The organism is Clostridium sp., from assembly GCF_036643715.1.
Lineage (GTDB): Bacteria > Bacillota > Clostridia > Clostridiales > Clostridiaceae > Clostridium.
On record NZ_JAVXRL010000047.1, the window covers coordinates 1 to 22,703 of the forward strand.

Below are 22,703 nucleotides of genomic sequence, written 5' to 3' on the forward strand. Positions count from 1 at the left end.
CTAAAAAGGCAGATATGCTTATTTCTTGTGGAGAATTTATAGATGATTTCAAAGAAGGCTTTGAAAAAGAAGAAATAAAATTATATAATACAAAGGTGAATTTAATTAACGACTTAGAATCAATAATAAAACCAGGAGATGTTATATTAATTAAAGCATCAAGAGGTGAAAAATTTGAAGAAATAGTTGAAGTATTAAAAAATATAAAAAGATAATAGACAACGAAGGAGGTGAACTTCCAGAGCTTTTATAAGCTTTGGTAGTAACGATGGGGGATTTTTTTAGTAGTTTTATAAATCCAGCGACACTTTTAGCAATAGGATTAGGTTTCATAATTTCAATAATATTAGGACCGATATTTATTCCGATATTAACAAAATTTAAGTTTGGTCAAAATATAAGAAAAGAGGGACCGCAAAGTCACTTTAAGAAAGCTGGTACTCCTACAATGGGAGGACTTATATTTATCATATCTGTTACAATTGTAATGTTTGTAATGAGATACAAATTATCAGATGAAGGCATGGTAATATTATATTCAATGATAGCTTTTGGATTCATAGGATTCTTAGATGATATGTTAAAGATCATTCATAAGGATAATTTAGGATTAAGAGCATGGCAAAAAATGATATTATTACTTTTATTCTCATCAGCAATAGCATACTATAGTTACACAACTTTAGGTACTAGTATAGTTGTTCCATTCTTTGGATTCAACATTAATTTAGGATTATTTTATATTCCGCTTGTAATTATTTATTACGCAGGTGCGACAAATGCAGTTAATTTAACAGATGGATTAGATGGATTAGCATCAACTGTTACAGTTATTGTTTTAATATTCTTTAGTATTGCAGCATACGATGCTGGAAATTATCAAATCGAAGTATTTGCATTAGCGCTAACTGGTGCACTTTTAGGATTCTTAAAGTACAATGCATATCCAGCTAAAACATTTATGGGTGATACTGGTTCCTTAGCACTAGGTGGTGCAGTTGCAAGTATTGCATTATTTTTAAAGAATCCATTAATATTAGTTATTGTTGGAGGAATTTATGTATTTGAAACATTATCTGTAATTATACAAGTTGTATCATTTAAAACAACTGGTAAGAGAGTATTTAAAATGGCACCTGTTCATCATCATTTTGAACAATTAGGATGGTCTGAAACTAAGGTAGTTACAATTTTCTCAGTTATTACAGTTATTCTTTGTATTATAGGAGTTATTTCACTTTAGCAATATATAGTGGAGGAGTTTTGTATGAAAAAAAGAAAACCCAAGGGTAAAAGAATGGGTGAAATTGATTTTGGGATATTCTGTGTTATAGTGCTACTTCTTGCTGTTGGGGTAGTTATGGTATATTCAGCAAGTTCATATTATTCAATGTTTAAATATGATGATAGTATGCACTATTTAAAAAGACAGCTCATTTGGTGTGTACTTGGAGTAATTGCGATGATGTTTATGATGACAATTGATTATCATAAATTAAAGAGATGGACGCTGTTTCTTGTTATAGCGACAGTTCCTATATTACTTGCAGTTTTCCTTTTCCCAGGAGTTAATGGAGCTCAAAGATGGATTCAGCTTGGACCATTTTCATTCCAACCATCTGAACTTGCAAAATATGTAGTTGTTATATATTTAGCTATGTTTTTAGAAAAAACAGGTGATGGAATAAAGAAGTTTAAAACTGGAGTATTACCTTGCTTCTTTGTTGCAGGAATTTTTGCGGCAATAGTTTTAGCAGAGAAGAACTTAAGTATAGCATCTGTAATAATGATAGTTACGTTTATTATGGTTTTTGCAGCAGGTGCTAGAAAAATCCATATGTTTGGTGTTATAACACCAGCATTAGTATCAGCAGCCTTAGTATTTTCACTAGGTGTTGGATACAGAAGAAAAAGAATGCTTAACTTTATAAATCCATGGAAAGATCCAGCAGGAGATGGATATCAACTTATACAATCATTTTATGCATTAGGAGCAGGTGGTATAACAGGGCTTGGACTTGGTCAATCAAGACAAAAAATGTTATATATGCCGGAACCACATAATGACTTTATATTCTCAATAATAGGTGAAGAATTAGGTCTAATAGGATGTTTAATAATAGTTGCACTATTTGTTGTCTTTGTTTGGAGAGGAATTAGAATTGCAATGAAAGCAAAAGATTCATACGGAAGTATGCTTGCAATTGGTATTACTTCAATTATTGCAATTCAGTCAATTATAAACATAGCAGTTGTAACAGGTTCAATGCCAGTTACAGGGGTACCGCTTCCGTTTATAAGTTATGGAGGAACATCTCTTGTAATTAATTTAATGGCAATGGGGATTTTACTTAACATTTCAAGGCAAACTGAACGGAAAGAACCGGCTGTTGCTACAGAAAAAAAAGTATAAAATAAATAGCTAGAGGGGAAGTATTTAATATTTAAGACTTCTCCTCTAGTTTTTTGTAAATATAAACAACAATTAATTCCTTATTAAGAAAAATTTAATGAAAAAAATAATCAATAGTGATATTATATTAATATATATAAAAAATAGCGAGGATAGGGTTAAATTAGTATGGGATCAAGTGATAATCAATACATAAGAAAAGCAAAAAAGAAAAGGCTTATTAAGCGTAGTATGTTTATAATAATACTATTAGCTATTATAATTTGGCTTTTTATAACAAAATCAAGTGTCTTTTTAATAAAGAATGTAAGTGTAACAGGAGACCATTTAGTTACTAAAGATTTTATATCTGAGAAAGTTCAGGAGATAAAAGGGGAAAATATATTTTTTGTAAAAAGTGATGAAGTGAAAAAAATACTTAAGTCAGATCCGTATGTTGGAGATATTTCTATTAAAAGAAAATTTCCAGCTACATTAGAAGTTTCAGTAACAGAAAAAAATATTGCGTACTACATAAAAAGTAATAGTAATTACGATGTAATAAGTAGTGATTTAGTTTTATTAGAAAATGTTGATAAACTCAAAACAGAAGGCTTAATTGAAATTATAGGGCTTGAAAAACAAAGTGGAGAACTAGGTCAAAAATATTGTGATGTTAGTGGTGATAGTAGAATTGAGAACTTTTTCAATACTTTGTATGATATTAAAAAAGCAAATAGTACTTCTCACAAAATAACAAAAGTAGATGTATCAAACTTAAGTCATATTATAGTATATTTTAATGATGTAAAAGTTAAAGTTGGAAATGGTACTGATTTAACAAAGAAGATTAATACAGCATTAAATATTATGGAAGATAAAAAGTTAAACTTTAAAAAGGGGTATATAGATTTAAGTTTTGAAGGAGCACCGGTATTAAAAGAAGAGAAGTAGAGGAGGTTGTTTTAATGAAAAAATCCACTGCACAAATTTCTATAGCAATAGTTTGTGCACTGCTAGGCTTTTTACTTGCATATCAATTTAAGTTGCTTAGTAAAAATAATGAAGGTAATTCAGATAGTTACAATAAAAATGATATTATTACAGAAATAGATAGCTTAAAGAAAGAAAAAGAAGAACTTCAAAATAAAAATAACTCAATAAGTGAAGAATTAAAAAAGCTTGAAGATGCAGCATCTAAAGAAGGTAATGTTGGTAAGGAAATTAAAAATCAACTAGATTCTGCAAGAATGCATTTAGGCCTTGTTGATGTATCAGGACCGGGGGTTATTATAAAGATAAATCCTAAAACATCTATATTTGGATCAAGTGCAGATGAGACTGGAAGAAGTATAAGTGAAGAAGAACTTGTTCACATAGTTAATCTTCTTTGGTATTCAAAAGCAGAGGCTATTTCAATAAATGGATATAGAATAACACCTCAAACTGGTATAAAAAATTCAAGTAACTACATTTGGATAGGGTCAGCTGGTAAAGTAAGTCCAAAAGAACCAATTGTTATTAAAGCAATTGGAGATAAAGCACGTTTAAATGTTGGATTAAATTTTCCAGGATCTTTAGACTTTGGAGCTCTTCAAAACTATAATAGTGAAGTAGAACAAAGTGATAAGGTAGTTATTGAAAAATCAACTCAAACAATAAAGAGTGATTACTTAAAACCGGTTGAAAAGAAGGAGGGGAACTAATGGTACCATTTATAGGATTATTAATAGGAATAATTTTTGGATTCTTGTTTGATGTAAATATACCAGATAAGTTTTCACCATATATGTCAGTTGCAATACTTGCATGTTTGGACTCCGTGTTTGGAGCTATAAGGGCTAATTTATCTAAGAATTTTCAGGCAGACATTTTTATATCAGGATTTTTTGGTAACGCATTACTTGCAGCAGGGCTTGCTTATTTAGGCGACAAGCTTGGAATACCAATATATATTGCTGCTGTAATTGTTTTTGGTGGAAGAATTTTTGATAATTTCGCAATAATTCGAAGGCTAATTTTAGAAAAAATTAAGTCTCGCTAAGCTAGAGGTGTTAATATATGAAGAAAACTAGTGGAGGATTAATTTTATTTTTTGCTTCAATATTCGTAGGATTACTAATAGCATTTAATATGAATTTTAGTAAGATATTTGAGTCGCCACTTAGATTTAATGCGAAAGAATATCAAAATGCAATAACTGAGAGAAATGATTTATATAAAGAAGTTTCTAATTTAAAAAATAGAAATGAAGAAATACAAGAGACTATAAATAAATATAAGTTTGATGATAAAAAGCAAGACAACATTTTAGATAGTATGAAAAGTCAGCTTAAAGATTATGGAATGATAACTGGTCTTACAGAAGTTCAAGGTCCGGGTATTTTACTTAAAATAAATGATGGAAATATTAATTTAAGCGAAGAAACTGAATTTGAAACTAAATCTAAGATTTTTCATGACAATGATATGGCTTTAGTAATTAATGATTTAAGAAAAGCAGGGGCAGAAGCTATAAGTATAAATAATCATAGAGTTATAACAAGTACTGGGGTTATTTGCAACTGGGCATTTTTGGGGTTCGAAGATGAAACAACAGAATATGCACCATTTTATATTTATGCAATTGGAGATCCAGATTCTTTAGAGGCAGCCCTTTCAGAAGATGGTAGCCATGTAAGAGAACTGATGATTAGACAATTGTCCGTACAAATTGAAAAAAAAGAAAATATACTAATGCCTGCAGCACCTAAGTTAGGCGCAACTGAATATATGAAAGAATATATTGAAAAATAATAAAAAAATTAAAATTTTTAGAGGAAATTAGAGATAAATGAAGAATAGTAATAAAGAAGAGTGAAAACTCTTGTAAGGAGGCTTTTATGAGTATTATAGAGAATTTAGACAGCATAATGAAGGATTTACCAGACAATGTTAAACTCTTAGTTGTTTCTAAAACAAGAACCTTTGAGGAAATGGAAGAAGCTTATAAATTTGGATTAAGAGAATTTGCAGAAAATAAAGTGCAGGAGCTTGTCCGAAAGGAAGAAAGTTTTCACAAAGACGTAAAATGGCATCTTATAGGAAAATTACAAACAAATAAGGTTAAGTATATAGTTGGTAAAGTACACTTAATACAATCACTTTCAAGTGTAAAATTATTAAATAAGATTGAGGAACTTTATAGTAGAGAAGATCTTATTGCAAATACATTAATTCAAATAAATATAGGACGAGAAGACAATAAAAGTGGAGTTCTTTTAGAAGATTTAGAAGAATTAATTGAGAATGTTGAAAAGTGTAATCATGTGAAAGTGAAAGGAATAATGGTTATTATTCCTAAAGGAGATGAAGAAAGTAATAGAAATTACTTTAGAAAAACTTATGAGATTTTCTCTAATTTAAAAGAGAGAGAGTTTAAGAATATAACTATGGATACATTATCTATGGGGATGACTCATGATTATAAAATAGCCGTAGAAGAAGGTTCAAATATGGTTCGTGTTGGTACGGGTATATTTGGAGAAAGAAATTACAATATTTAGGGGGAGAAGAATATGGCAAATATGATATCAAAAATGAAAAACATCTTAGGATTTGGAGATTTTGATGAAGATTTCGAAGATGATGAATTCGATGAAAACTTCCAAGATGGATCAGACAATGAGATGGTAGTCGATGAAAGTATAGAGCCTGTGATTTCAGGAAAGAAATCAAATAAAGTAGTAAATATTCATACTTCAGCTTCAGCGAAGGTTTTAATCACAAAGCCTACAGCATATGAAGAAGCAATGGAAATTTGTGATGCAGTTAGAAATAGAAGAATCGTTGTGGTAAATACAACAAATCTTGATATTAGAACTGCTCAAAGACTTTTAGATTTTATAGGAGGATCTTGTTATGCACTTCATGGTGATATTCAAGAAATAGAAAAGAGAGTATATCTTTTATCTCCTTCAAATGTAGAAGTAACAAGTGAATTAAAAAGTGAATTAACTTCAAAAGCTTTATTTAATTGGTCAAAATAGTAGGAGGTAATAGATGTTAGTTTATCTTGTTAGTTCAATTTTTAGAGTAATGGAACTTGCAATTGTATTAGAGTGTATTTTATCATGGGTTATCCAAGATAGAAGTAATGGAATAATGGCAATATTACAAAGCTTTACTGAACCAATATTAAGACCTTTTAGATATCTACAAGGAAGATTACTTGGTAATGTTCCTATAGATATATCACCAATTTTTGCAATAGTTGCACTTAACATATTAAAGCCTATAGTTATTAGTATTGTAGCATCAGGTGTATTCTAATATGTATAAAGAAATTATTGCTAAAAGATTTAAAGATGAAGAAAAAATTGATGCTTTGAATTTATATAAAAAGATGATGATTGCATATGAAAAAGATATTCCTATGTTTGGTAATGATTTTTATCCGCCAAACATATGGAAGTTTTTCGAAGATGAAGTAAAAATAAAGGGATTAGAAGTGCATACTTTTGGTGCATTTAATGATTCGGAGAGGCGTATGATAGCGTTTAATAATGTATATAATACATCTTTTCCAGTTAAAGTGCTTGAAATTGATGCATCATCAAAATTTAGCGAAGTATCACATAGGAATTATTTAGGTAGTATATTATCACTTGGAATAGAAAGAAATAAAATTGGTGATTTAATAGTAAAAGATAATATTTGTTATTTGGCAGTATGTGAAGATATTGCAGATTATTTAGTTATGAGCATTGATAAAATAGGAAAAAATTCATGTGAAATAAAAGAGGTAACTCTAGACGTAAAAGATATCAACCACCAGTTTAAAAATGAAATTATTTTGATTCAGTCTATGAGATTAGATTCTATTGTAGCAAAATTAATAAAAAAATCTAGAAGCACAGCTCAAGAATTTATTGATGAAGGTCTTGTTTTAATTAATTATACTGTAAACAGAAATAAAAGCTTAGAGTTAATAGAAAATGATAGGGTTACAATAAGAAAATATGGTAAATTTATTATAGGTAAATGTAGTGGTCAAAGTAAAAGTGGTAAATATAAAATTGAGATTAAAAAATATACATAATTGAGGTGTAAAGTAATGAAATTAACTCCAATGGATATTAACAATAAGGAATTTAAGAAAGGCCTTAGAGGATACCTTCAAGATGAAGTAGACGAGTTCTTAGATGACGTTGTTGATAATTATGAAGAATTATATAAAGAAAACTCTAAGCTTAAAGAAAAGATAGAAGTTTTAAATGAACAAGTCGAACATTATGCTAAAATAGAAACAACAATTCAAAATACTTTAGTATTAGCTCAAAATGCTGCGGATCAAGCAAAGGATTCATCACAAAAAGAAGCTGAATTAATTGTTAAAAATGCAAATGAGACTGCACAAAGAATTGTAGATAAAGCGCATAATGATGTTATTCAAATAAATGATGAATTTGATAGAGTTAAACAAGAGTTTATAAAGTTTAGAGCAAAATTTAGAAACTTTATAAACACACAATTAGACACTTTTGATGATTTAGAAAAAGATTTAAATAAGAATTATTCTATTGCAACACCAGTTGAAGAAGAAATTGGAATAAAAGATATAGTATATCAAAGTGAAAATGTACAAAAGGTTAATGAAGAAGTTTCACAAGATGAGCTTAAAGAGATTAAAAGTTTCTTTGCAAATAAAGAAGATTAGTAGAATCAGCATTACAGAAGTGTGTAATGCTGGTTTTTTATATTAGCTTTATGTTGAGTAAGTTGAAGGAATATATTATAATTGGGAAGTAATAAAAATTTAGGAGAATGAAATAATATGGAAGAAGTTATTTATAACATAGATACGGAAGATAAGGGCAGCAGAATAGATAAATTCCTTTCAAGTAAATTTGAAGGAAAGTCAAGAAGTTTTATTCAAGGATTAATTGAAGAAGAAAGTATTTTAGTAAATGAAAAAAAAGTTAAAAGCAATTATAAACTTAAAGAAAAAGATGTAATTACAGTTAAAATGAAAGAGCCTAAAGAATTAGAAGTTGAAGCTGAAAATATTCCAATAGAAATTATTTATGAAGATAAAGATATTATAGTTGTTAATAAACCAAAAGGAATGGTAGTTCATCCAGCACCAGGTAATTATAATGGAACATTAGTTAATGCATTATTATATCATTGTAAAGATTTATCAAGTATAAATGGAGTAATTAGGCCTGGAATAGTACATAGAATCGATAAAGATACAACAGGTATATTAGTTGTTGCAAAAAATGATGATGCACATAATAAGCTATCAGATCAACTTAAAGAGCATACTGTAAAAAGAGAGTATTATGCATTAGTTGAAGGAAGAATAAAGTCTGATACTGGAACTGTTGATAGACCACTTGCAAGATCAAAAAGAGATAGGCTTAAAATTTCAATTACTGAAGATGGAAAAAGAGCAGTTACTCATTTTGAAGTAATTGAAAGATTTAAAAATACAACTTTAGTTAAATGCGTATTAGAGACAGGAAGAACTCATCAAATAAGAGTTCACATGACTTCTATTGGATATCCATTAGTTGGTGATCCTGTATATGGATTTAAAAAAGGAAAGTTTAAATGTGAAGGGCAGATGTTACATGCTAAAACATTAGGATTCATACACCCAAGAACTAATGAATACATTGAATTTACATCAGAGCTTCCAGAGAATTATAAAATATTAATAGAAAATTTAAGAAAAGACAATATATAGTCATTTTTAGGAGGTAATTATGAAATTAAAAGCAAATCTTTTAGATGATAAAGCTATAAAAAGAAGTTTAATTAGAATATCACACGAAATTATAGAAAAAAATAAAGGTGTAGAAGATATAGTACTAGTTGGAATTAAAAGAAGAGGATACCCATTAGCTGAAAGAATTTCAAAACAAATAACTGCTATTGAAGGTATTGAAGTTCCAGTTGGTTCAGTTGATATAACTCTATATAGAGATGATTTAACAAAAGCTAATGATATGCCAAAAGTTCAAAGTCTAGACCTTGGATTAGATGTAAAAGATAAGACAATAATATTAGTTGATGATGTATTATATACATGTAGAACTGTAAGAGCTGCTATCGATGCTGTAATTGATGCTGGAAGACCTATGGGTATACAGCTTGCAGTTTTAATAGATAGAGGACATAAAGAGCTTCCAATAAGAGCGGATTATGTTGGTAAAAACATACCTACATCAAGAGAGGAAGTTGTTGGAGTTAAGATTGAAGAAATCGATGGAGAAGATTCAGTTAAAATATACGAAAACGAATAATAGATGAAACTTAAAGGAGAGAAATCAAATGGATTATAAGTTAATAGCTACTACTACCTTTGGTATAGAAGGCGTAACAGCAAAAGAGCTTAAAGCTTTAGGATATGAAAATTTGGAAACAGAGAATGGTAAAGTTCACTTTGAGGGGGATGAAATGGATATTGCAATTGCTAATATTCATTTAAGAACTGCAGATAGAGTATTAATTAATATGGCAGAGTTTGAAGCTAGAAGTTTCGAAGAGTTATTCCAAGGAACAAAAGCTGTTAAATGGAGTGATATTATACCAAAAGATGGAGTTATGCACGTTGTTGGTAAGTCAATAAAATCAACACTTCATAGTGTTCCAGACTGTCAGTCAATAGTAAAGAAAGCTGTAGTTACTCAAATGAGTGAAGCTTATGGAATAAATACTTTTGAAGAAAGTGGCCCTGTATATAAAATTGAAGTTGCTATATTAAAAGATAAAGTAACATTAACAATTGATACATCAGGAGCTGGACTACATAAAAGAGGATATAGAGAACTTGCAGGTGCAGCACCACTTAAGGAAACATTAGCTGCATCAATGGTCCTTTTATCAAGATGGAAAGAAGATTATACATTAATCGATCCATTCTGTGGTTCAGGAACTATACTTATTGAAGCATGTATGATAATGCAAAATATAGCCCCAGGACTTAATAGAAACTTTGTATCAGAAACATGGCCATCAATGCCAGACGATATATTTGATCAAGTGCGTGAAGGTGCAAGAAGAGCTATTAAAGATAAAGATTTAAAACTTATTGGATATGATATTGATTTTAGAATATTAAGAATTGCAAAAGACAATGCTAAAAAAGCTGGAGTAGATAAATATATAGAGTTCCAAGAAAGTGACTTTAGAAGATTTTCAAATAAGCATAAATACGGATTTATTATATCAAATCCACCTTATGGCGAGAGATTAAGTGATTTAAAAGAAGTTAAAGAGCTTTACGGAATATTTGGAAAGTATAAAAAGCAATATAAGGAGTGGGAATTTAATGTTCTTACTTCATATGAACAATTCCAAAAAGATTTTGGAATGAAATGTTCAAAAAATAGAAAATTATACAACGGTAAAATAAAATGTTATTATTACCAATATTTCGATAATAGTTTAATAAAAAATGCGGGAGATACACTTCTTCAATGCTTAATGGACTAATTAAAAGGTACACATATTTTATGTGTACCTTTTTTTAAGCTTTTTCAATATTAATTTTATTTATATCTCTAGGTTCTGCAAACATTGACCAGTTAGTATGATATATAACCATACCAGGTTTTGCACCATTAGGTTTTTTTAGGTTTTTTACTAAAGTATAATCAACAGGAACTTTTGATGAACCTTTTGCTTTGCTATAATATGCAGCAAGAACTGCAGCTTCCTCAATAGTTTTATCTAGTAGTTCTTTTGAACAAATAATTACATGTGATCCTGGAATATCTTTTGTATGCATCCATATATAATTTTTATTTGCAAATTTAAGACTCAAATGATCATTTTGTAAGTTATTCTTACCAACATATATATCAATTCCTTCAGAAGATATAAAATGAAGAGGTTTTGATTTATTTTTCTTCTTAAGAGAAGATTTTTTGAATCTTAAATAACTAGTTTCCATAAGTTCATTTTTGATTTCTTCTATTTCATCATAAGACTCCGCATTTAAAATATTAGTTAAAACAGAATTTAAATATTCTAGTTCAAGTTCATTTTTCTCAAGTTGAATATGAGCTTCTTCCTCTGCTTTTTTTAATTTATTATATTTTTTATAATAAATTTGAATATTTTCAGAAGGTGTCTTATTGGGATTAATTTTAATTTCTACATTAGGACATGTATCATCATAAAAATTTTGAACAGTAACTGTTGAGTCGCCTTTTTTAAAACTGTAAATATATGAAGTTAATAAATCACCACTAACTTTGAAAGTATTTTTTTTATCACAGTCTCTTAAAGTTTCATCTAAAATACGTTTTTTCTTATTACATCTTTCTATGTTTGTATGAATAAGTTTTTGAAGATCTTGAGATCGTGAATGAAGTCTTTCTTGTTTATCTTTCATATAATAAAATTCATCTAGCATTTTAGATGGATCTTTGTATGATATATTTGTAAAATCATCTTTAAATGTATCGAAGTTTAATGAATGGAAATCTTTAAATATTCCATTCTTATCTACATATATATGAAAAGATGGGTTATTTTTTATAGTTTCGAATAAATTTGTAACAAATTTGTATAACCTTTCAGTATCCTTTGCGTTATAATAAGATTTGGAAAGATTGAAATATAATTCTTTTGATAATGGTTTACTGATACCGGTGAAATTCTTCAAAAAGAATGTTTCATCAATTGAATTATTGTTTGCATCTAGAGCATTTAATAATTCATCTTCTGTAAAATTAAATGGGTCAAGTTTTAAAGATTCTGGTGGATTTACGTAAGTAACTCCAGGATATAAAACTCTAAAACTATTTATGTCAGGTGTTATATGTTTTATGGATTCCATAACTTTCATATCCCTGTCCCTTACAAGAGTTATATTTGAATGTCGTCCCATAATCTCGATGATTAGAGAATACTTACTATCGAAACCAAGTTCATCTCGTGATGAGATATGAAGTGTTACGATTCTATCAGTTGATTTCTGAGTAACATCAGTAATTATTCCTGAAACTAAATATTTTCTAAGAACCATTAAATAAAGTGGGGCCTTAAGTGGATTTTCTTTTTGCATTTCTGTTAAATGCATTCTAGAAAATTGTGATGAAGCTGAAATTAAAAGTTTAAAGTTCTTTCTATTTTTTCTAAGTGTTAAAATTATTTCATCTTTTTCAGGTTGATTTATTTTATCAATTTTAGAATCTACTAAATATTCTTTTAAATCAGTAATTATATTATTTAAAAATATACCATCTAATGCCATATATATCATCCTTTCAGTTGTGTAATTTAAGGATAGTATAACACTAATTAAAGGTAACAATCAATTTAATATACAAGCATAGTCAGAGGAGGAATTTTTATGAAGTTTACTAAAATGCAAGGAATAGGTAATGATTTTATTTTTATTGAGGATTTTAAAAATGAAATTTTAGCCAATGAAACTACAATTGCAAGTAAAGTTTGTAATAGACATTTTGGAGTTGGAGCAGATGGATTAATATTAATAAGAAAAGGCAATAATTCTAATATGAAAATGACTATTATAAACAGTGATGGCTCAAGAGCTAATATGTGTGGAAATGCGATAAGATGTTTTGGAAGATATGTATACGATAAAGGATATGTAAAAGATAAAACATTTAAAGTTGATACAGATGATGGCGTAAAGGAAATAACATTAATAGAAGAAGACAATAAAGTAGTTGGAGCTAGAGTATATATGGGTAAACCATCTTATGAAGGTAGTAAAATACCACTACAGGGAATAGATGAATTAATAAACAAAAAGGTTATAATTAACGATAAAGAATATAATTTAACATCTTTATTAGTTGGTGTTCCTCATACTGTAATAATAAAAGATGATATTGAGTATGATGTTAGTGAAGGTGCTTTAATTGAAAAATATAAGTACTTTAGTGAAGGGACAAATGTTAATTTTACGAAAGTAATAGATAGAGAGCATGTGGATGTTGAAACTTGGGAAAGAGGTGCTGGAGCTACCTTAGCTTGTGGAACTGGAACTTGTGCAACTGTTGCTGCTTTAAATAGATTTGGACTTGTTGAAAATATTGTAGAGGCGACCTTACCAGGAGGGAAACTTATAATAGAAGTAAGCAAAGAAGGTATATATATGACAGGTAATGCAGAGTATATTTGCGAGGGTGAAATTTTATAAATAAAAAGAGGGACTAGAATGAATGTTGTAAAGAAAAGACAAATATATATATTAATTGTTTTAAGTTTTTCATTTATTCTAACTGCATGTGGTCAAAGTAATTTGTCTAATAATGGTGTTACAGGAAATAAGGTAGAAACGTTAGGAGTACAAAATGGGGCAGTGCTGGTGGAAGAAAAGGGAGAATATAAAAATTTAAATTTATCTGATGGTAAGTACAATTTAATAGAAACAAATAGAGCTGCTGTATTAGAATTTAACAAAGAAAGTGGCAATTATGTTTTTATAAGAGATGGAAAGCATTATGTAAAAAGCGGCAATAAAGAAGAAGAAATAAAAGATAATAATTATAGTTCAATGAAATTATCCAATAAAGGTAGTTACTTATCTTATATGATCTATGAAGATGGATATTCTTTAAAAATTATTGCATTAAAAGATAACAAGGAAGTTAAAATCAATTCTAAGGTAGCAATCTCAGGAGATTTATATGGATGGATTGATGATGAAACTTTAGTTTATTATGGAATTTCAGATGATGGAGTAAATGGAATATTCACATATAACTTAAATGATGGTAAAGAGGATTTGTTATATAAGTTAGATGGTGGATATGCTGAATATTTAAAAGGTTATAATGGTAATGTAATTATTCTTCAACAAACTGCAGATGAAAAAACTTCACTGAAAGTAATAAATAAAGAAGACAAAAAAGCAACAGAAATATCAGATAAATTTAAAGACGTTAAAGATGTAGTAAAATTAAATGATGATTATTATGTAATAGGAACTGCTATAGGAGATAGTCCTTCAGTATATAAAATTAAAAATAAATCCTATGAAAGATTAGTATATTCTTTTCCAAGTAAAATAAATATGGATAAAGGATTATCAATAGGTGACAATGGTGATTTATTATTCATAGGAACAAATGGTACATCTAAAGAAGAAAATGTTTTTTCATTCAAAGATGGTACGGTATCACTTGTAAGCACTAATCCTGGGGAATATAACTTTATATCTATAAACTAAAGTCTTGAAGAAATTCAAGGCTTTTTTTTATATATAAGAATATAATTCCAAAAATTGACAATACTCTAACTGAGGTGGAATAATGAAAAGATTACTTAAAAAATTAGATTTAATATGTGTTTACAAAATATCAAAAGAAAAAGTTAATGAACTTAAGATAATTCCATTATATGAAGAAGAAGATAGTGTTTATGTTTTAACTTGTGATGAAAATGAAGAGGCAAGGGTATACTTAGAATTTTTATATGGTAAAAAAATAGTATTCAATAATATTTCACAAAAAACATTTGTTAATCTTTATAAAAATATATATCCAAATCTAAAAGATATATATTTAGAAGAAAATATTATTTTAGAATGCATAAGAAGTAATGTGAGTGATATACATTTCGAACCGTTCAAAGATTATGTAAATGTAAGGGCTCGGGTAGATGGTTCATTAACACTAATTAGGAAAATACTTATAGCTGATTATAATCAAATTATATCTAGAGTTAAATTAAATGGAAATATGGATATAGCAGAAAGAAGAAAACCTCAAGATGGAAAGATTACAATAAACACAGAAGAGGGAGATTATGATTGTAGAATATCGACTATACCAATAGTAAGTGGAGAAAAGATGGTAATTAGAATTTTATATAAAGAACAATTAGACTATAAAATCGAAAGTTTAAGACTTTTAGATAGTCAATTTATAGATTTAAAGAAAATTATTAATGTACAAAATGGAATTGTAATTATAAATGGTCCAACTGGTAGTGGTAAATCGAGTACACTTTATTCAATAATTTCAAGTATTAATGATGAGGATATCAAGATAACAACGATTGAAGATCCGGTTGAGTGCACACTTAATGGAATAAATCAAATGAATATTAATAGAAAAATTAATTTTGATTTTGCTGAAGGATTAAAGTGCACTTTAAGGCAAGATCCGGATGTAATAATGGTTGGTGAAATTAGAGATGAAGAGACAGCTAAGATGGCAATAAGATCGGCAATTACAGGTCATAAGGTATATTCAACAATTCATACTAAATCAAGCAGAGAAGTATTCTTTAGGTTAGAAGATATGAAAGTTAAAAGTTATTTAATAAAGGACTCCTTAGTTGGAGCTATATCACAAAGACTTGTTGGAACTCTCTGTAATGAGTGCAAAGAGAGTTATTCTAAAGAAATTTTTGGAGAAAAACATAATCTATATAGGGAAAATGGCTGTGAAAAATGTAGTTTTACAGGAATTAGAGGGCGAAGACTTATATGTGCTGTTCATTATATAGATGAAACTATTAGAGAAAAATTAAAAGATATAGGTAGTGATATGGATCTACTATCAAATAAGCAAATGCTTGAAGTGTGTAAAAGCTTATTATTAGATGGAATAATAAGTTATAAGCAGTGTAAAAGATTTATTGAGGGAGAGGAACTTTTAAAATATGAAAGGAATAAAAAAATATTCTTATAAGGATATTAGCATAATATGCGATAATTTAGCTAATTTATATGAAGATGGTATACAAATAACTAAAGCGATAGAACTTTTAAATGATTTTCCGTTAAAAAAGCAATATAAAGAAAGTATAAGAATAATAAGAGATGAAATTGAAAGCGGAGAAACTTTAGGTGAGAGCTTCTCAAATTTTGAAATGTTATATCCTAAGTTTTTAACTGGAATGATATCTATCGGTGAGAAAACTGGTAGATTAACATTTATACTTAAAGAAATGGGTTTGTATTATAAAAGAAAAGATACAATGAGAAAAGAAATAATAAATGCATCAATATATCCTATATTCTTAATTTTTGCGATGATACTAATTTCAGTATTCTTTTTTCTTTTTATAATTCCAGAACTACAAGATGTATATTCATCAATGGAGTCTGAGATTCCGACTATAACAAGAAACCTACTAAGTGTATCTAAATGGATAGATGAAAACCCTTTTAAGTCATTTCTATATATAGTCATATGGGGAATAATATTACCAATAATTATATTAAAACCATATTTGAAAAAGATCCTTAAAATAATATTATCTAAAGTAAATATTATTAAAGATATAAATGAGTATGAAACAATACTTTTAATTAAAGTTATAGTTTCTAGTGGGATAAATATATCATTAGCACTAAAGTATTGTGAGGAAGATAGTTCTAATGAAGTTTATAGTAAGTTAAATGAAGGGATTATAAAAGGAGAATTACTATCTAAAGTAATAGAAGATGTTATATCACCATCTAAGTACACCGTAGCTATGATTAAACTAGGGGAAGAGAGTGGATCGTTAGATGAAAGATTAAATAGTTTAACTGAAGTCTTAAGCATAAGATGCAATGAAAGATTTAAAAAAGTATCAGCACTATTACAACCTTCAATAATAATTATAATGTCTTTTATGGTTGTTGCTTTTTTGGGAATATTTGTTCTACCTATGTTTGATGGAATGTATGGTGGCATAAGGTGATAAAGTCTAAGGGATTTACATTGATGGAAGTTATAGCAGTTATAGCAATACTTAGCATACTACTAGCATTTGGAACATCCTCGACAAAATACTACAGTAAAATAAGTAGGGATATTGAAACAGAGGAGTTTATTGCATCTTTTGAAAATTTATTATCTCTTAGTAAAGTTGAAGCTATAAATAGAGATTCAATTTTATATTTACGTATTGAAAATACAACTAAAAAAATAAAGCTTGAACATAATTCTAGTGTAATAGAAAGCATGAAAATACCAGAATATATAAATAATTATGGAAAGGTTAGAATGTCTATAACATCAGATGGTCAATTAGATAGTGAAACTTTAATATTTGAGAATCTAGAGGATAGAGAAAGGTATTATTTTAAAATTAGAGTTGGAGTTGATTTTGTAAATTTTGAGAAAAAGAATTTTTAAAAAGGCTAATAAGGGAAGTATGTTATTAGAATGTGTTGCAGCTATGTTTATATTAATAACAATCTGTACAATATTCGTTTCTATTAATAAAGGTGATTTTAGATCATTTCGAAATAGAGAGGATATGAGGTCTAATAATATTTTAATGAGTAATATAATAAATGAACTAAAATTCAATGTTAAGATAGAAAATTTAAAAGATAGATTTATTAACGATGAAATAGTTTTAAATGTTGGTGATGGATTAACTGAAAGCTTAAAGGTGAAAAACATATTAGAATTAAATGGAGTTAGTAGTAATAAGGTGATTTCAATAAAAAAGGTAGAAGAAAAAGAGAGTGATATTAAAATGAATATAATACTAAGAGAAGGGGAAGAAGAACTTCTGAAAGAAGAGGTATTAAAGTCTGTATGGATGGAAAAGAAAAAAGAGTAAAGGGATATACGGTAATTGAGTGTATAGCTTATATAGCAATATCATCTATAGTTTTGCTCTTAATTATGAATGTTACTATAGATGGGTATAAGTACTCATTATATAGAGCTGAACAATTAAAAAGAGAAGATGAAATAGATAATGCAATATTAAACATAAGAAAAATATTTAACGAAAGAGATAATACAAATTATATTATAGAAAATAATTATATAAAAATACTTAAAGAAAAAGAAGGGTTTGAAAATGTTAATAATGATTCTGCTGGAGAGTCCGTTTTTATTAATGGAAAAGAGATAAAAATAGGGAATAAAAATATAAGAGTATATTATTACTATTATGATAGTGCGGGGAATAAACAGTTAAAAACTTCAAATTTAATATTGGAGGATGTATCTAAATGTAGTTTTTTTAAGAAAGAAAATTTGATTTATATGGATTTGAAAGTTGATGAAAAGGAGTACTTAATATGTATGTAAAAGAAAAAGGTTATATATTAATAAATGCAATGGGACTTTTATTATTATTTACTCTAATTATGTTAGGTGGAGCTAAAATAATTAGTATGAATTTAAATTACAGCACAAAATATAAATCAAGCAAAAGTATTAAGGATATAACTGCAAAAGAGATAGGACTAATAGATGAAGCTACTATGTGGCTAAAAAGTAAGCAAAATGATGAAATTACAAATTTAGAAAAAGATTTTAAAGAAAAAATCGGTAATGATATTAAGTTAAGCTATATAAGCAATAAATGTAAAACAGAAAATTGCAAAGATGAATGTATAAAGAAGAAGTCGTTTTTTGAAATAGAATATGGTGAAGTTAATAAAAAGAAGTATATGTACTGCGATTATGAAGCAACAAAAGATGATAAAGAAAATAAAACAATAATACTTTTTCCTAAACGGAGGTTTTAAATAATTATGCAATTAAATAAGGAGATTATTATTTATAAAGAAAATTATAAATATTTAGATAAAAATGATTTAAAAGATATAAAAAAGGACATAATCAAAAGGAAGTTTGGAGATTTTTTAATTTTAGAAGAAGAGATTTATATAACTGAAGTAGATTTTATTAAAGGTAAGGAAATAGAAGAATACATTGAAAAAGAGATAAAAAAAGAATTTAAAACATCCGATTATTTGTTTCATTATGTTGTTTGTAAAAAAGAGAATAAAGGTGTTATATATGCAATGAAAGGTGGAAATAAAATAAATAACTTACTAAAGTTTATTAAAAAAATAAAAGTAACACCAATACAGTTTAAATTAATAAAATTAATCAAGAGAAAAATAAAAAATAGTACATTTAATGCATTAATTGATGTGGAAGGTAAATTTTATTATTTAGAAGTTGTTTCTGGTATTTTAAGACATAATCGTATTATAGAAGATAAAGGACAATGTGAGAGTGGAAATAAACAATTAATAGAAGGTATATTAACATATCCTTTCTCAAAAAAGGAACTAGTTTTAATTAAAGGAGCAAATAGTGAATAAGAATTTTATACCAAATGAATTTAATAAAAGAAAAGAGAAAGAAAATACAAATAGTATAAAAAGAGGAGTTTTATTGTTATTAATTGGTAATTTGATTATACTTCCAATTAATATAGGGTCTTTTAAGAAGGATAAAGAAACAAAGAATCAAGAAACTAAAAAGTCAGAAGAAGTTAATGATATAAATTATAAAAATAATGTTATAAAATGGGTGAAGATAATAGATGAATATACTACAAAAGCTACAGTAAGTGAGAATAAGGGTGAATTGCTATTAGAAAATGAGGATAAATTAAAAGATATTCAAAAGGAAATAAAAGTAGTGAAAATTTCTAAAAATATTAATGATTATTATATAAATGCAGTTGGTGAATAAAATGAAGAAATCTTATTTAATGTATACTTTGTTAATAAGCATATTTATTATACAAAGTGCAATATTTATTGAAAATTCAAAATTAGAGTCTAAAAGTAAAGAGGTAATAAGTGCAAATGTGAAAAGTGATAAAATACAAGGAAATAAAAAACAAATAAATGAAGTTTTTGATGAACTTAATAACTTTAATCAAATAGAAATAAAAAATATAGATTTTAATGAAGAAAAAGTAAAAGCAGATATAGATATTATCGGAAGTAAAAAAGATATAGAATATGTCATAGAAAATTTATCAGAATATAGTATATCAAAATATAATGTTATGTATGAAAATGGTATATTTAATATAAATGTTTGCTTAGAGTAGTATAAAAATAATATAAATACAGAATAATATTAAGGAAAAGTGTTTATTATTATAAAAATACTGTTAAATTGCCCTAGTAATAATTGCATTTAACAGAGAGTTTTGATAAAATAACATTGTATGTCAGAAGAAACCAAATTATGATTATATATGATAAGAATTTATTGTGATAATACATTTGGATTTGAATTTATACTTTTGGAGGGATATTTAATGATATCAGCAGGAGATTTAAGAAAAGGTACAACTTTTGAACATGAAGGACAAGTTTTCACAGTTGTAGATTTTTTACACGTTAAACCAGGAAAAGGTGCAGCGTTCGTTAGAACAAAACTTAGAAACGTTATATCAGGAGGAGTTACTGATACAACTTTCAACCCAACAACAAAGTTCCAAGAAGCTGTAATTGAAAGAAAAGAAATGCAATATTTATACACAGATGGAGAGTTATACTACTTCATGGATCAAGAAACATACGATCAAATTCCTTTAAACTTTGAAAAAGTTGAAGAAGCTATCAAATACTTAAAGGAAAACATGTTTGCTATAATTAAGTTCTACAAGGGAGATGCTTTCTCAGTTGAAGCACCAAACTTTGTTGAATTATTAATAACTCACAGTGAACCAGGTGTTAAAGGTAACACTGCAACAAATACAGGAAAGCCAGCTACAGTTGAAACTGGTGCAATAATAAACGTTCCAATGTTCGTTAATGAAGGCGATACTATAAGAATCGATACTAGAACTGGGGAATATATGGAAAGAGTTTAATACTCTAATTAATTGCTAAGTTCATAGAACTTAGCAATTTTAATATAAAAGGAAGTGTTGATATGAATCATATAAGAGAAGAAATCCAAGAGCTAAATAGTTGTATAGATAAAGTAAGTAATAATGAAAATAAAGAAATACTTTGTAAAATAAGTAGTATATTAAATACATTAACTAATAAAGTTGAAGAAATTTCTGTTAATCAAGAAATAATAGAAGAAAATTTAGAGTATTTAGATGATGATTTATCGGGAATACAAGATGAGCTTTTTGAAGAAGTATCTTTAGAAGAGTTAAATGAAATTGAAGAAGAGTATAAAGAAATAAATTGTAGTCATTGTAACAAGCCTATATTTATTGAGGTATCAGCATTAGAAGAAAACAATGATATTTCATGTCCTTATTGTGGTGGAAATGTAATAAAATAATTTCTATAAGAGTTTTGCTTGCAAAGCTCTTTTTTTTATACCTATTTTACATATTTTTATAAAAATGAGTAATAATTACACAAAAAAATAAATATTAATGAAATAGAATAAAATAAGTTTTACTATGTGAGGAGGAAAGTGTGGGATGGTTAAAGATGAAAATGGATTAAATATTTTTCCGCCTAAAATCATGAATATGATTAATAATTACTCAAATGATGGTATGCAAGAAATTAGGATGAAAATAAATAAGCCAATAATTATATATACAAACAATAGGGAAATTATACTTCATTATGATCTTACTAAAGAAGATCTTAAGTATATTTTACAAAGAATATCTAATTATTCAATATATGCATATGAAGAGGAAATTAAGCAAGGTTTCATAACGTTAAAAGGTGGACACCGAGTGGGTTTAGCTGGTGAATGTGTTATGGATAACAATAAAGTAAAAACAATAAAAAATATTGCATCTATTAATATAAGGATATGCAGAGAAATAATCGGTTGTAGCCAAAAAGTACTTAAATATATAGTAAGTGACAATAAAATAAAAAATACATTAATAATATCTCCGCCTAAATGTGGGAAAACAACAATTTTAAGAGATGTAGCAAGAGTATTATCATCTGGAGATAGGGAATTTAGATTAACAGGAAAGAAAGTAGTTGTAATAGATGAGCGAAGTGAAATCGGTGCAAGTTATCTTGGAGTGCCACAAATGGATGTAGGTATTAGAACGGATGTGTTAGATAACTGTTTAAAGACTGAAGGGATGCTTATGGCTATAAGGTCTTTATCACCTGAAGTGCTTATTTGTGATGAAATTGGTACTTATGAAGATATAAAAACATTAAATACAGCATTTAATTCAGGTGTGAATATTGTAGTTACAGTACATGGTTCTAATTTTGAAGATATTAAAAATAGAAAGGCTTTTAATGAGCTATTTAATTCTGGAATAATAGAGCGGGTTGTTGTACTTAGTAGTAGGTTTGGTGTTGGAACAATAGATAATATTTACTCAGTAAATAGAAAGGGTGAATGTGTATGTTTAAATTCATAATACTATTAATGATTTTCTTATGCTTTTGTTATATTGGCTACAGTTATGGAGATAAGTTTGGAAAGAGGCATAAAAGACTTAAAGACATATTGAAAAGTATAATACTTCTTCAAAATGAAGTTATTTATAATCTAGCACCACTACCAGAGGCACTCTTTTCAATTGGAGCTAAGTCTAAAATGCCTCTTAGCAAATTGTTTGTAAATGTTGCTGACATCTTACTAAAGGGAGATGGAGAAAATGTATATGA

Annotated in this window: 29 protein-coding genes and 2 pseudogenes; 30 read left to right on the top strand and 1 reads right to left on the bottom strand. The window is 27.6% G+C overall.

Annotated elements, in window-relative coordinates; genetic code table 11:
* The 15 genes and pseudogenes from RSF37_RS11925 to RSF37_RS11995 form a co-directional block, all read left to right on the top strand.
* A pseudogene (locus RSF37_RS11925) lies at nt 1–215 on the top strand (UDP-N-acetylmuramoyl-tripeptide--D-alanyl-D-alanine ligase); the annotation flags it as partial.
* A 53-nt stretch (nt 216–268) separates the two neighbouring features.
* Nucleotides 269–1,243 carry a phospho-N-acetylmuramoyl-pentapeptide-transferase gene (gene mraY / locus RSF37_RS11930; RefSeq protein WP_332564628.1) on the top strand — a complete coding sequence of 325 codons (975 nt, stop codon included), beginning with the start codon at nt 269–271 and terminating at the stop codon, nt 1,241–1,243.
* A gap of 24 nt (nt 1,244–1,267) precedes the next feature.
* Complete coding sequence (spoVE, locus tag RSF37_RS11935) at nt 1,268–2,413, top strand: stage V sporulation protein E (protein WP_332564629.1); 1,146 nt, start codon at nt 1,268–1,270, stop codon at nt 2,411–2,413.
* Nucleotides 2,414–2,581: 168 nt separating this feature from the next.
* A complete protein-coding gene (locus RSF37_RS11940) occupies nt 2,582–3,346 on the top strand; it encodes a cell division protein FtsQ/DivIB (protein ID WP_332564630.1) in 765 nt (254 codons plus the stop codon).
* Between the two features lie 14 nt (nt 3,347–3,360).
* Nucleotides 3,361–4,098 (top strand): DUF881 domain-containing protein, encoded by a 738-nt coding sequence (locus tag RSF37_RS11945; RefSeq protein ID WP_332564631.1) that lies wholly within the window; start codon nt 3,361–3,363, stop codon nt 4,096–4,098.
* On the top strand, nt 4,098–4,436 hold the full coding sequence (locus tag RSF37_RS11950) for a small basic family protein (RefSeq protein WP_332564632.1): 339 nt from the start codon (nt 4,098–4,100) through the stop codon (nt 4,434–4,436). The genes RSF37_RS11945 and RSF37_RS11950 overlap by 1 nt, the downstream gene beginning before the upstream one ends.
* Before the next feature lie 17 nt (nt 4,437–4,453).
* Complete coding sequence (locus tag RSF37_RS11955; RefSeq protein WP_332564633.1) at nt 4,454–5,188, top strand: DUF881 domain-containing protein; 735 nt, start codon at nt 4,454–4,456, stop codon at nt 5,186–5,188.
* Nucleotides 5,189–5,274: 86 nt separating this feature from the next.
* On the top strand, nt 5,275–5,937 hold the full coding sequence (locus RSF37_RS11960; protein WP_332564634.1) for a YggS family pyridoxal phosphate-dependent enzyme: 663 nt from the start codon (nt 5,275–5,277) through the stop codon (nt 5,935–5,937).
* A gap of 12 nt (nt 5,938–5,949) precedes the next feature.
* Entirely contained in the window at nt 5,950–6,420 is a 471-nt protein-coding gene (locus RSF37_RS11965) for a cell division protein SepF (protein WP_332564635.1), read from the top strand.
* A 13-nt stretch (nt 6,421–6,433) separates the two neighbouring features.
* Nucleotides 6,434–6,703: a YggT family protein gene (locus RSF37_RS11970; protein WP_332564636.1), complete on the top strand. Its 270-nt coding sequence runs from the start codon at nt 6,434–6,436 to the stop codon at nt 6,701–6,703.
* Between the two features lies 1 nt (nt 6,704).
* The gene (locus RSF37_RS11975; protein ID WP_332564637.1) at nt 6,705–7,472 is read left to right on the top strand and encodes a YlmH/Sll1252 family protein; all 768 of its coding nucleotides are present in this window, start codon (nt 6,705–6,707) and stop codon (nt 7,470–7,472) included.
* Between the two features lie 15 nt (nt 7,473–7,487).
* A complete protein-coding gene (locus RSF37_RS11980; RefSeq protein WP_332564638.1) occupies nt 7,488–8,090 on the top strand; it encodes a DivIVA domain-containing protein in 603 nt (200 codons plus the stop codon).
* 117 nt (nt 8,091–8,207) lie between these two features.
* A complete protein-coding gene (locus RSF37_RS11985; protein ID WP_332564639.1) occupies nt 8,208–9,125 on the top strand; it encodes an RluA family pseudouridine synthase in 918 nt (305 codons plus the stop codon).
* Between the two features lie 19 nt (nt 9,126–9,144).
* Nucleotides 9,145–9,684, top strand: a complete 540-nt coding sequence (gene pyrR, locus RSF37_RS11990) for a bifunctional pyr operon transcriptional regulator/uracil phosphoribosyltransferase PyrR (RefSeq protein WP_332564640.1) — start codon at nt 9,145–9,147, stop codon at nt 9,682–9,684.
* Nucleotides 9,685–9,712: 28 nt separating this feature from the next.
* Entirely contained in the window at nt 9,713–10,876 is a 1,164-nt protein-coding gene (locus tag RSF37_RS11995; RefSeq protein WP_332564641.1) for a THUMP domain-containing class I SAM-dependent RNA methyltransferase, read from the top strand.
* Between the two features lie 34 nt (nt 10,877–10,910).
* Here the strand turns inward: RSF37_RS11995 and RSF37_RS12000 are convergent, their stop codons facing one another.
* The gene (locus RSF37_RS12000) at nt 10,911–12,644 is read right to left on the bottom strand and encodes an Rqc2 family fibronectin-binding protein (RefSeq protein WP_332564642.1); all 1,734 of its coding nucleotides are present in this window, start codon (nt 12,642–12,644) and stop codon (nt 10,911–10,913) included.
* A gap of 99 nt (nt 12,645–12,743) precedes the next feature.
* On the opposite strand from RSF37_RS12000, the gene dapF reads away from it, so the two are divergent.
* From dapF to RSF37_RS12075, 15 genes and pseudogenes are all read left to right on the top strand, one after another.
* Nucleotides 12,744–13,562, top strand: a complete 819-nt coding sequence (gene dapF / locus RSF37_RS12005) for a diaminopimelate epimerase (RefSeq protein WP_332564643.1) — start codon at nt 12,744–12,746, stop codon at nt 13,560–13,562.
* A gap of 18 nt (nt 13,563–13,580) precedes the next feature.
* Entirely contained in the window at nt 13,581–14,594 is a 1,014-nt protein-coding gene (locus tag RSF37_RS12010; protein ID WP_332564644.1) for a hypothetical protein, read from the top strand.
* 82 nt (nt 14,595–14,676) lie between these two features.
* On the top strand, nt 14,677–16,062 hold the full coding sequence (locus RSF37_RS12015; RefSeq protein ID WP_332564645.1) for a GspE/PulE family protein: 1,386 nt from the start codon (nt 14,677–14,679) through the stop codon (nt 16,060–16,062).
* Complete coding sequence (locus RSF37_RS12020; RefSeq protein ID WP_332564646.1) at nt 16,034–17,062, top strand: type II secretion system F family protein; 1,029 nt, start codon at nt 16,034–16,036, stop codon at nt 17,060–17,062. Before RSF37_RS12015 ends, RSF37_RS12020 begins: the two co-directional genes overlap by 29 nt.
* Nucleotides 17,059–17,499 carry a pilus assembly FimT family protein gene (locus RSF37_RS12025; protein ID WP_332564647.1) on the top strand — a complete coding sequence of 147 codons (441 nt, stop codon included), beginning with the start codon at nt 17,059–17,061 and terminating at the stop codon, nt 17,497–17,499. The genes RSF37_RS12020 and RSF37_RS12025 overlap by 4 nt, the downstream gene beginning before the upstream one ends.
* On the top strand, nt 17,480–17,935 hold the full coding sequence (locus RSF37_RS12030; protein WP_332564648.1) for a hypothetical protein: 456 nt from the start codon (nt 17,480–17,482) through the stop codon (nt 17,933–17,935). Before RSF37_RS12025 ends, RSF37_RS12030 begins: the two co-directional genes overlap by 20 nt.
* Nucleotides 17,911–18,414 (top strand): hypothetical protein, encoded by a 504-nt coding sequence (locus RSF37_RS12035; protein ID WP_332564649.1) that lies wholly within the window; start codon nt 17,911–17,913, stop codon nt 18,412–18,414. Before RSF37_RS12030 ends, RSF37_RS12035 begins: the two co-directional genes overlap by 25 nt.
* Nucleotides 18,405–18,857 carry a hypothetical protein gene (locus tag RSF37_RS12040; RefSeq protein ID WP_332564650.1) on the top strand — a complete coding sequence of 151 codons (453 nt, stop codon included), beginning with the start codon at nt 18,405–18,407 and terminating at the stop codon, nt 18,855–18,857. The genes RSF37_RS12035 and RSF37_RS12040 overlap by 10 nt, the downstream gene beginning before the upstream one ends.
* A gap of 6 nt (nt 18,858–18,863) precedes the next feature.
* On the top strand, nt 18,864–19,442 hold the full coding sequence (locus RSF37_RS12045) for a hypothetical protein (RefSeq protein WP_332564651.1): 579 nt from the start codon (nt 18,864–18,866) through the stop codon (nt 19,440–19,442).
* Nucleotides 19,435–19,818: a hypothetical protein gene (locus RSF37_RS12050; RefSeq protein WP_332564652.1), complete on the top strand. Its 384-nt coding sequence runs from the start codon at nt 19,435–19,437 to the stop codon at nt 19,816–19,818. The genes RSF37_RS12045 and RSF37_RS12050 overlap by 8 nt, the downstream gene beginning before the upstream one ends.
* Before the next feature lies 1 nt (nt 19,819).
* Nucleotides 19,820–20,185 (top strand): hypothetical protein, encoded by a 366-nt coding sequence (locus tag RSF37_RS12055; protein WP_332564653.1) that lies wholly within the window; start codon nt 19,820–19,822, stop codon nt 20,183–20,185.
* Nucleotides 20,186–20,398: 213 nt separating this feature from the next.
* Nucleotides 20,399–20,956 (top strand): elongation factor P, encoded by a 558-nt coding sequence (gene efp, locus RSF37_RS12060; RefSeq protein WP_332564654.1) that lies wholly within the window; start codon nt 20,399–20,401, stop codon nt 20,954–20,956.
* A 62-nt stretch (nt 20,957–21,018) separates the two neighbouring features.
* Nucleotides 21,019–21,384, top strand: a complete 366-nt coding sequence (locus tag RSF37_RS12065; protein WP_332564655.1) for a CD1247 N-terminal domain-containing protein — start codon at nt 21,019–21,021, stop codon at nt 21,382–21,384.
* Nucleotides 21,385–21,529: 145 nt separating this feature from the next.
* Nucleotides 21,530–22,453, top strand: coding sequence for a stage III sporulation protein AA (gene spoIIIAA, locus RSF37_RS12070; RefSeq protein ID WP_332564656.1), 924 nt, complete (start codon nt 21,530–21,532; stop codon nt 22,451–22,453).
* Nucleotides 22,438–22,703, top strand: a pseudogene (locus RSF37_RS12075) (stage III sporulation protein SpoIIIAB); the annotation flags it as partial. The gene spoIIIAA and the pseudogene RSF37_RS12075, both read left to right, overlap by 16 nt.

Coding starts and splice junctions, on each gene's coding strand:
- mraY (WP_332564628.1), top strand. CDS start 269: ATGGGGGATTTTTTTAGTAGTTTTATAAATCCAGCGACACTTTTAGCA.
- spoVE (WP_332564629.1), top strand. CDS start 1,268: ATGAAAAAAAGAAAACCCAAGGGTAAAAGAATGGGTGAAATTGATTTT.
- RSF37_RS11940 (WP_332564630.1), top strand. CDS start 2,582: ATGGGATCAAGTGATAATCAATACATAAGAAAAGCAAAAAAGAAAAGG.
- RSF37_RS11945 (WP_332564631.1), top strand. CDS start 3,361: ATGAAAAAATCCACTGCACAAATTTCTATAGCAATAGTTTGTGCACTG.
- RSF37_RS11950 (WP_332564632.1), top strand. CDS start 4,098: ATGGTACCATTTATAGGATTATTAATAGGAATAATTTTTGGATTCTTG.
- RSF37_RS11955 (WP_332564633.1), top strand. CDS start 4,454: ATGAAGAAAACTAGTGGAGGATTAATTTTATTTTTTGCTTCAATATTC.
- RSF37_RS11960 (WP_332564634.1), top strand. CDS start 5,275: ATGAGTATTATAGAGAATTTAGACAGCATAATGAAGGATTTACCAGAC.
- RSF37_RS11965 (WP_332564635.1), top strand. CDS start 5,950: ATGGCAAATATGATATCAAAAATGAAAAACATCTTAGGATTTGGAGAT.
- RSF37_RS11970 (WP_332564636.1), top strand. CDS start 6,434: ATGTTAGTTTATCTTGTTAGTTCAATTTTTAGAGTAATGGAACTTGCA.
- RSF37_RS11975 (WP_332564637.1), top strand. CDS start 6,705: ATGTATAAAGAAATTATTGCTAAAAGATTTAAAGATGAAGAAAAAATT.
- RSF37_RS11980 (WP_332564638.1), top strand. CDS start 7,488: ATGAAATTAACTCCAATGGATATTAACAATAAGGAATTTAAGAAAGGC.
- RSF37_RS11985 (WP_332564639.1), top strand. CDS start 8,208: ATGGAAGAAGTTATTTATAACATAGATACGGAAGATAAGGGCAGCAGA.
- pyrR (WP_332564640.1), top strand. CDS start 9,145: ATGAAATTAAAAGCAAATCTTTTAGATGATAAAGCTATAAAAAGAAGT.
- RSF37_RS11995 (WP_332564641.1), top strand. CDS start 9,713: ATGGATTATAAGTTAATAGCTACTACTACCTTTGGTATAGAAGGCGTA.
- RSF37_RS12000 (WP_332564642.1), bottom strand. CDS start 12,644: ATGGCATTAGATGGTATATTTTTAAATAATATAATTACTGATTTAAAA.
- dapF (WP_332564643.1), top strand. CDS start 12,744: ATGAAGTTTACTAAAATGCAAGGAATAGGTAATGATTTTATTTTTATT.
- RSF37_RS12010 (WP_332564644.1), top strand. CDS start 13,581: ATGAATGTTGTAAAGAAAAGACAAATATATATATTAATTGTTTTAAGT.
- RSF37_RS12015 (WP_332564645.1), top strand. CDS start 14,677: ATGAAAAGATTACTTAAAAAATTAGATTTAATATGTGTTTACAAAATA.
- RSF37_RS12020 (WP_332564646.1), top strand. CDS start 16,034: ATGAAAGGAATAAAAAAATATTCTTATAAGGATATTAGCATAATATGC.
- RSF37_RS12035 (WP_332564649.1), top strand. CDS start 17,911: ATGGATGGAAAAGAAAAAAGAGTAAAGGGATATACGGTAATTGAGTGT.
- RSF37_RS12040 (WP_332564650.1), top strand. CDS start 18,405: ATGTATGTAAAAGAAAAAGGTTATATATTAATAAATGCAATGGGACTT.
- RSF37_RS12045 (WP_332564651.1), top strand. CDS start 18,864: ATGCAATTAAATAAGGAGATTATTATTTATAAAGAAAATTATAAATAT.
- RSF37_RS12055 (WP_332564653.1), top strand. CDS start 19,820: ATGAAGAAATCTTATTTAATGTATACTTTGTTAATAAGCATATTTATT.
- efp (WP_332564654.1), top strand. CDS start 20,399: ATGATATCAGCAGGAGATTTAAGAAAAGGTACAACTTTTGAACATGAA.
- RSF37_RS12065 (WP_332564655.1), top strand. CDS start 21,019: ATGAATCATATAAGAGAAGAAATCCAAGAGCTAAATAGTTGTATAGAT.
- spoIIIAA (WP_332564656.1), top strand. CDS start 21,530: ATGGTTAAAGATGAAAATGGATTAAATATTTTTCCGCCTAAAATCATG.